The organism is Leyella stercorea, from assembly GCF_019052365.1.
Taxonomy (GTDB): domain Bacteria; phylum Bacteroidota; class Bacteroidia; order Bacteroidales; family Bacteroidaceae; genus Prevotella.
This window is the reverse complement of the sequence record NZ_JAHQUY010000109.1, coordinates 1-6377: the sequence shown is the minus strand read 5'-3', so window position 1 is coordinate 6377 and position 6377 is coordinate 1. Positions and strand designations below refer to the sequence as shown.

Annotated in this window: 5 protein-coding genes; 2 read left to right on the top strand and 3 right to left on the bottom strand. The window is 51.5% G+C overall.

Features of this window, described 5'->3' with window-relative positions:
- Positions 1-205: 205 nt before the first annotated feature.
- From KTQ90_RS12530 to uvrB, 3 genes are all read right to left on the bottom strand, one after another.
- Positions 206-2497 carry a putative porin gene (locus KTQ90_RS12530; protein WP_217318712.1) on the bottom strand — a complete coding sequence of 764 codons (2292 nt, stop codon included), beginning with the start codon at positions 2495-2497 and terminating at the stop codon, positions 206-208.
- A gap of 65 nt (positions 2498-2562) precedes the next feature.
- Positions 2563-2829, bottom strand: coding sequence for a hypothetical protein (locus KTQ90_RS12525; protein ID WP_022157170.1), 267 nt, complete (start codon positions 2827-2829; stop codon positions 2563-2565).
- A 122-nt stretch (positions 2830-2951) separates the two neighbouring features.
- Entirely contained in the window at positions 2952-5021 is a 2070-nt protein-coding gene (gene uvrB / locus KTQ90_RS12520) for an excinuclease ABC subunit UvrB (protein ID WP_217318711.1), read from the bottom strand.
- 286 nt (positions 5022-5307) lie between these two features.
- Here uvrB and KTQ90_RS12515 point away from each other — a divergent pair, with 286 nt between their 5' ends.
- A complete protein-coding gene (locus tag KTQ90_RS12515; RefSeq protein ID WP_217318710.1) occupies positions 5308-6132 on the top strand; it encodes an outer membrane protein assembly factor BamD in 825 nt (274 codons plus the stop codon).
- Positions 6133-6160: 28 nt separating this feature from the next.
- The coding region (locus tag KTQ90_RS12510; protein WP_217318709.1) for a hypothetical protein at positions 6161-6377 on the top strand (217 nt) is incomplete at its 3' end.

The window sequence follows — 6377 nt, the reverse complement described above, 5'->3', positions numbered from 1 at the left end:
TGAGAAGTGTCAGCCCTAATTTATTTTGTATGAAAAGTTTTAGCGGACAGCAATATATCTTTATAAAATAACAAGTTAATAAAGTAGCGGAGGTCTCCGGCCTCCGCAGCATCCTAAATAACAGCTATCTGTCTTGGTGCTGCGGAGGCCGGAGACCTCCGCTACGTAAATGGCGAGTTTTTAACTATACTCGCAATGAATATGCTTAGTTAAAGAATGTCCAGCTGACACCGAAGCGCAACACACGCTGGTTGAGCGGATAATGAGGCGCTAAGAAGTAGGAGCGGTTGCCGCTGCCTGCGTTCACATGACTCATCATCACAAAGAAGCGAGCATGCTTCAAGCGGAAATTGGCGTAGACGTTCACAAGCGGATAGTTGCCCACCTTCGTCTTGCTCGGGCCTGCCTGCACGGCGTACTGTCCGAGAGCCGGACTATAGTCGGGTGCGTAGTAGCTGGTGAAGTAGCGTGCGTCGGCACCGAGGTCGCACTTCAGCACGCGTGCTATCATGAAGCGCAGGTAGAGGTTGGTATAGATGTTGAAGTCGGGCACGGGCAGCACGTCCTGGTTAGACGACTTCTGATACGTAACGGCACTCTCCCAGTTGAGCGGTCCGAGCTTAAAGTCCTGCTGCAAGCCTACTGTGAAAAGGCTTATCGCCCCACCCGCCTGCTTCACGCTCATAGTGTTCTGCGTGCGCAAATGGTCGTCGGTGATGTTGTAGCCCATCGCGAAGTAGGTGTAGTTCTTCAGTTCGTCGAACGCCACGCGCAGTTTCGTGCGTGTCTTGTCGTAGGCGAATGTGCCCTCCACGCGCGAGTGTATCATCTTAGCCATATTGTCGTTGTCCCACCAGAAGTGGCGCGAGTGATAGTGGCGCTGGTAGAACGTTGGGTTAAGGCTATGGAAGAAGCCCGAAGCTGCGAGGCGCACGGTGTCGCCGAGGAACTTGAAGTTGAGGTCTACGTTGGCGTCAATCTTCACCTGTCCGGCGTCCTTGCCTATAGTCCACACCTCGCCCAGCACATTATAGTGCAAGGTGCGGCCCTGCGTCTTGGAGAGCTGACCGCCGATGCTGAGGTTGTGCTCGTTGTATGTAGTGAACGTGCGCTCGGTGTTGGGCAGCGTGAAGTGGCGCAGGTCGGACGTAGCGAACACCTTTACGCCAGCCTTCGCCCACTTGTTGAAGCCTTCGAGCAGCGAGAGCGCGAACGTGTTCTGCAAGCGGTAGTGGCTTGTCTTGTCGTAGATGGAGTCGCCGCTGTATATACCTACGTTGTCGTAGGTGTTGGCGTAGAAGTTCTGCGGAGATTCATACGCCTGATAGATGCGGCGATAGGTGTCGAACTTTGCGGTGTGTATGATGCTCGTTACGGGCACATACTCAGTCTTCATCCACATTGTGTCGAGCTGTGCCTGCGCTGCGATGTTGTTCAGACTGTCAGCCGCTTCCCTGCCGTCGACGCGGATACGTCCCGAATTGTCGACTGTTTCTGTAGCCACCGGCTCTTTGCCTGCAATCTTTGCGTCGTCAGGACGTCCGCCGAACGACTGCTTCTCGTATGCGTCCTCGTCGAATTCCAAGCCCTCGCGCTCAGCCTTACGCTGCGCCTTCTGCTTTTCGCGCAGCGCCTCGTTCTCCTTCTGCGACTCCATAGCGAACTTGCGGGCTGCTATCTCGTCGTCAGTCATCTTCACCTTCTTGCGGAAGCCGAAGCTGTAGCGATGCGTGAAGAAGATATGCTGATTTGAGTTGCGGTTCCAGTTGCGCTCCAGCACGGTAGGAATCTCGTTCGTAGCGAAGTTGTCGTCGAAGCTGTCGGGATGCTTTATATACTCGTCGTTGGTGATGCCGCCGTTCTCCGTAACCTTCTGGTCGAGAGTGGAGAACAGCAGATGAGCCTGATAGCGTTCGCCGAGATACGAGCCGTAGAGCAGGAACTTGAAGTGCGACGTGCTCTGCTCAGAATAGTAGCCGCGTCCGTAGAGATAGTCGACGTTGAAGCCGATGCCGAGGCGCTTGCCAGCATTGACGCCGAACTTCGCTGTGAGACGATCTTCGCCATTCGTTCTGTCGCCGCACGTGTTGTACGAGAGGTTGGTTATCGGCGACAAGGTGTTGGTGAAGTGAAACTTGTCTACGGGCGACACCACATAGTCGTAGGGCTGCGTGAAGATGAACTGGTCGGTCTCGGGTCGGTCGATGAAGATGCGGTTGATGCGCGGCGCACCGAGGTTGCCCGTCGTGTTGTACTCGCCACGCAAGCCTGTGGTGTAGATGGTGTTCATGAACATGTGCGACACGGTGTCTATCTCCGCTTTCTGACGGTCGCCGAACTTAGAGTCGACGGTCCACACCTTTATGCCGCGCGGCACCTCCTTGTCGGTACCGAGCGAGTCGGCCATGTTGCGGTTGCGCGTGTGCATCGTTCCGTCGGAGTTCATCTGGTTGAAGCGTCCGTTGTCGTCCGTGTCTATCTGCGCCGAAGCACACATCGGAACGGCAAGCAGAAGCGCAACAAGCCCCAATACGTTTCTTACTGATTTTATCATTGTCGTTACTATAGGCGTATTAATCTGAAACAACACTCTGCCATCTTGAACACCATTGATACGAGAATGATAACCGTGCCCATTGACTTGTCGTGGAAATAGAGCACAAGCACACCCACAACGGCTCCAATCATGAAGATGATGTTGAGGATGTTTCTCACCATGAAGAATCTGTCCGAACGTTCTCCTCTGCTATGATGTCTCTCGGGGCGCTTTACAGCCGACTCTTCCAAGTCGAGGTTCTGCTTGTCGTCTGTCAAAAATTCGTTGTCCATTCTATTGAGTTTTAGATAATTCGATATTATATAAAATGCAAAATTACTAAATTAAAGCCTATCAGCCGTCAGATTAACCATTATTTAACAAATAAGGGAGCAAAGTAAGAGGTATGGGCTTTTTACTCTTTTCCTTCCAACTCCTCCTGCAACCTTACAATCTCGTCGCGATACTGCGCAGCCTGAAGGAAGTCGAGGTTCTTCGCCGCCTCCTTCATCAGTTCGGTGGTGTCGGCGATGCTCTTCTCAAGCTGCTTGCGCGTCATGCGCTTCACAACGGGGTCGGCAGCGAAAGCCGCAGGCTCCGGCTCGATATACGGGCGATAAGGCGTTGAGGTGGTGCGAGTTTGAGACATTGACTTTGGCGCAGCGTTCTCCGCCGACTTCGCACCGTCCATAAAGCCCGAAAGCGCACCCTTTATATCCTTGCGTATCTGCTGCGGAACGATGCCGTGATCGGCGTTGTACTTCAGCTGCAACTGGCGGCGGCGTGCCGTCTCGTCGATAGTGCGCTGCATGCTCTCGGTTATCTTGTCGGCGTACATTATCACCTTTCCGTTCACATTGCGCGCCGCTCTGCCGGCGGTCTGCGTCAGCGAGCGATGGCTGCGCAGGAAGCCCTCCTTGTCGGCGTCGAGAATGGCAACGAGAGACACTTCTGGCAGGTCCAAGCCCTCACGCAGCAGGTTGACGCCTACAAGCACGTCGTACATACCGGCACGCAGGTCGTTCATAATCTTCACGCGGTCGAGCGTTGCCACGTCGCTGTGTATGTAGTTGGCACGTACGTCGTGAGCAAGAAGATACTCGGTAAGCTCCTCTGCCATGCGCTTCGTGAGCGTGGTGACAAGCACACGCGAGTCGTGCTCGCGACATTGCACAATCTCCTCAAACAAGTCGTCTATCTGGTTCTCGCTCGGTCGCACTTCGATAATGGGGTCGAGCAGTCCGGTAGGACGTATAATCTGCTCAACAACAACGCCTCCAGCCTCTTCAAGTTCAAAGTCGGCAGGCGTTGCCGAAACATAGACCACCTGATTCACCATGTCCATGAACTCGTCGAACTTCAACGGACGGTTGTCGAATGCGGCAGGCAGACGGAAGCCGTACTCCACAAGATTCTGCTTGCGGGCGCGGTCGCCACCGTACATGGCGCTTATCTGCGGCACCGACACATGGCTCTCGTCGATGAACATAAGGAAGTCTTTTGGGAAGAAGTCGAGCAGACAGTAAGGACGCTGACCGGGTTCGCGCCCATCGAAATAGCGCGAGTAGTTCTCGATGCCGGAGCAATGTCCAAGCTCCTTTATCATCTCCATGTCGTACTCAACGCGCTCCTTGATGCGCTGCGCCCGAATATGGTCGCCCACCGACTCGAAGAAGTCGACCTGCTTCAGCAAATCGTCCTGAATAAGGCGTATTGCCGACTCGGTCTGCTCCTTCGACGTTACGAACAGATTGGCGGGATAAATCTTATAGTCGGCAAACTCGGCAATGCGCTTGAACGTAACGCTGTCAACCTCCTCAATGCTGTCTATCTCGTCGTCCCACCATGTTATGCGCAGCACATTGTCGCTGTAAGCCATGAACACGTCTACCGTGTCGCCCTTCACGCGGAATGTGCCACGCGTCAGTTCGAGGTCGTTGCGCAGATAGAGCGCGTCGACGAGCTTGCGCAGAAAGGCGTTGCGCTCTACGATGTCGCCCTTCTTCACCGAGATGACGCTGTTCGCCATAGCCGTCGGTCCGCCCATACCGTAGATGCACGAAACAGACGAGACGACAACAACGTCTTTTCTGCCCGAGAGTAGCGCGCTTACAGCCGAGAGACGCAGCTTGTCGATGTCCTCGTTGATGGCAAGGTCTTTCTCTATGTACGTATCCGACGACGGCAGATAAGCCTCCGGCTGATAGTAGTCGTAGTAGGAGACGTAATACTCCACGGCGTTGTCGGGGAAGAAGCTCTTCATCTCCTCGTAAAGCTGCGCTGCAAGCGTCTTGTTGTGGCTCAATATGAGCGTTGGTCGCCCCACGTTGGCTATGACATTAGCCATCGTGAACGTCTTGCCCGAACCCGTTACACCAAGCAACACTTGGGCGCGTTCGCCATTCATCACGCCATCGGTGAGCTGGCGTATTGCCTCGGGCTGGTCGCCCGTAGGCTGAAACTTTGAGGATATCTTGAAGTCCATAATCGTAGTTAAACTGAATAAATCGCTGACGATGCGCCATCGCCAGTATCTGTTTCTGAAAGAAATGCCGCAAGGCATGTATACACGCTAAAAGCGGAACTACAAATATATGCAAAAGAAAGAAAACGCTCAAACATTTTAGGTTTTTTATTCTAAAAAAATGACAATCGGTAGTAATAACATGCAAAATCAGCAAGTTATAGCGTGAAGATTTTATAAAAAGAGAAACTTTGCTTTGTAATTAAATAAATAATATGTATTTTTGCAGTTCAAAAAGTATCGAATTATGAAGAAATCACTATATGCTGCAATTCTTGCAACGGTTATCTTCTCGAGTTGCGCAAACGAATTCAACAGAGTCTACAAGACTTCTGACAACACATACAAATACGAGTATGCGAAAGAGAGTTATACTAACGGTAAGTATGTGCGCGCCTCTACTTTGTTGCAAGGATTGGTAACAATGCAGAAAGGCACCGAGAACGCTCAGGAGAGCCTTTACATGTTGGGTATGTCAGAATACAACAGTAAAGACTACGAGGGAGCCGCTGCCACATTCAAGAAATATTTCCAGAGTTATCCGAAAGGTGTATACGCACAGAAGGCTGAGTTCTACATCGGAATGAGTCTCTACAACTGTACACCGGAGCCGCGTCTCGACCAGTCGCAGACCGTGAACGCCATCGCTGCATTCCAGGAGTACATGGACCTCTACCCCGACGGCGAGGACCGCGCTACGGCTCAGCAGAAGCTCTTCGAGCTGCAGGACAAGTTGGTGCAGAAAGAACTCTACTCGGCTCAGCTCTACTACGACCTCGGTCAGTATTTTGGCAACTGCACATACGGCGGCAACAATTACGAGGCTTGTATCATCACCGCTCAGAACGCCCTGAAAGACTATCCGTACACCAACTTGCGCGAGAAATTCTCGTTGCTCGTGATGAAGAGCAAGTTTGAACTGGCACAACAGAGCGTTGAGGAGAAGAAGCTCGAGCGCTATCAGGACGCTGAGGACGAGTGCTACGGATTCATCAACGAGTATCCCGACTCAAAGGACAAGGCTACTGCAGAGAAGTTCATTAGCAAGTGCAAGAACTACATCAAGGATTGATGTATAATGACACATAGAAAGGTGTAGTATGTTAAACATAAGGAAACTGTTAGTTCTTCTTTGTTGCATAAATAGTAACATATTAAATGCACAAAATATAAAAGATGTAACATTGCGTCCTGTTATCGGAATAAATATGTCTTCAATTAAAGGAGATTTCATTGGCATCGGTAATAATAGTTTGAATTCACATTTCAAGATTGGTTATTCATTAGGTTTTGAAATACAAAAAAAAATGTCTAATG

Excerpts from the sequence above, each read along its gene's own strand:
- KTQ90_RS12530 (WP_217318712.1), bottom strand. The coding sequence starts at position 2,497 with ATGTGTGCTTCGGCGCAGATAGACACGGACGACAACGGACGCTTCAAC.
- KTQ90_RS12525 (WP_022157170.1), bottom strand. The coding sequence starts at position 2,829 with ATGGACAACGAATTTTTGACAGACGACAAGCAGAACCTCGACTTGGAA.
- uvrB (WP_217318711.1), bottom strand. The coding sequence starts at position 5,021 with ATGGACTTCAAGATATCCTCAAAGTTTCAGCCTACGGGCGACCAGCCC.
- KTQ90_RS12515 (WP_217318710.1), top strand. The coding sequence starts at position 5,308 with ATGAAGAAATCACTATATGCTGCAATTCTTGCAACGGTTATCTTCTCG.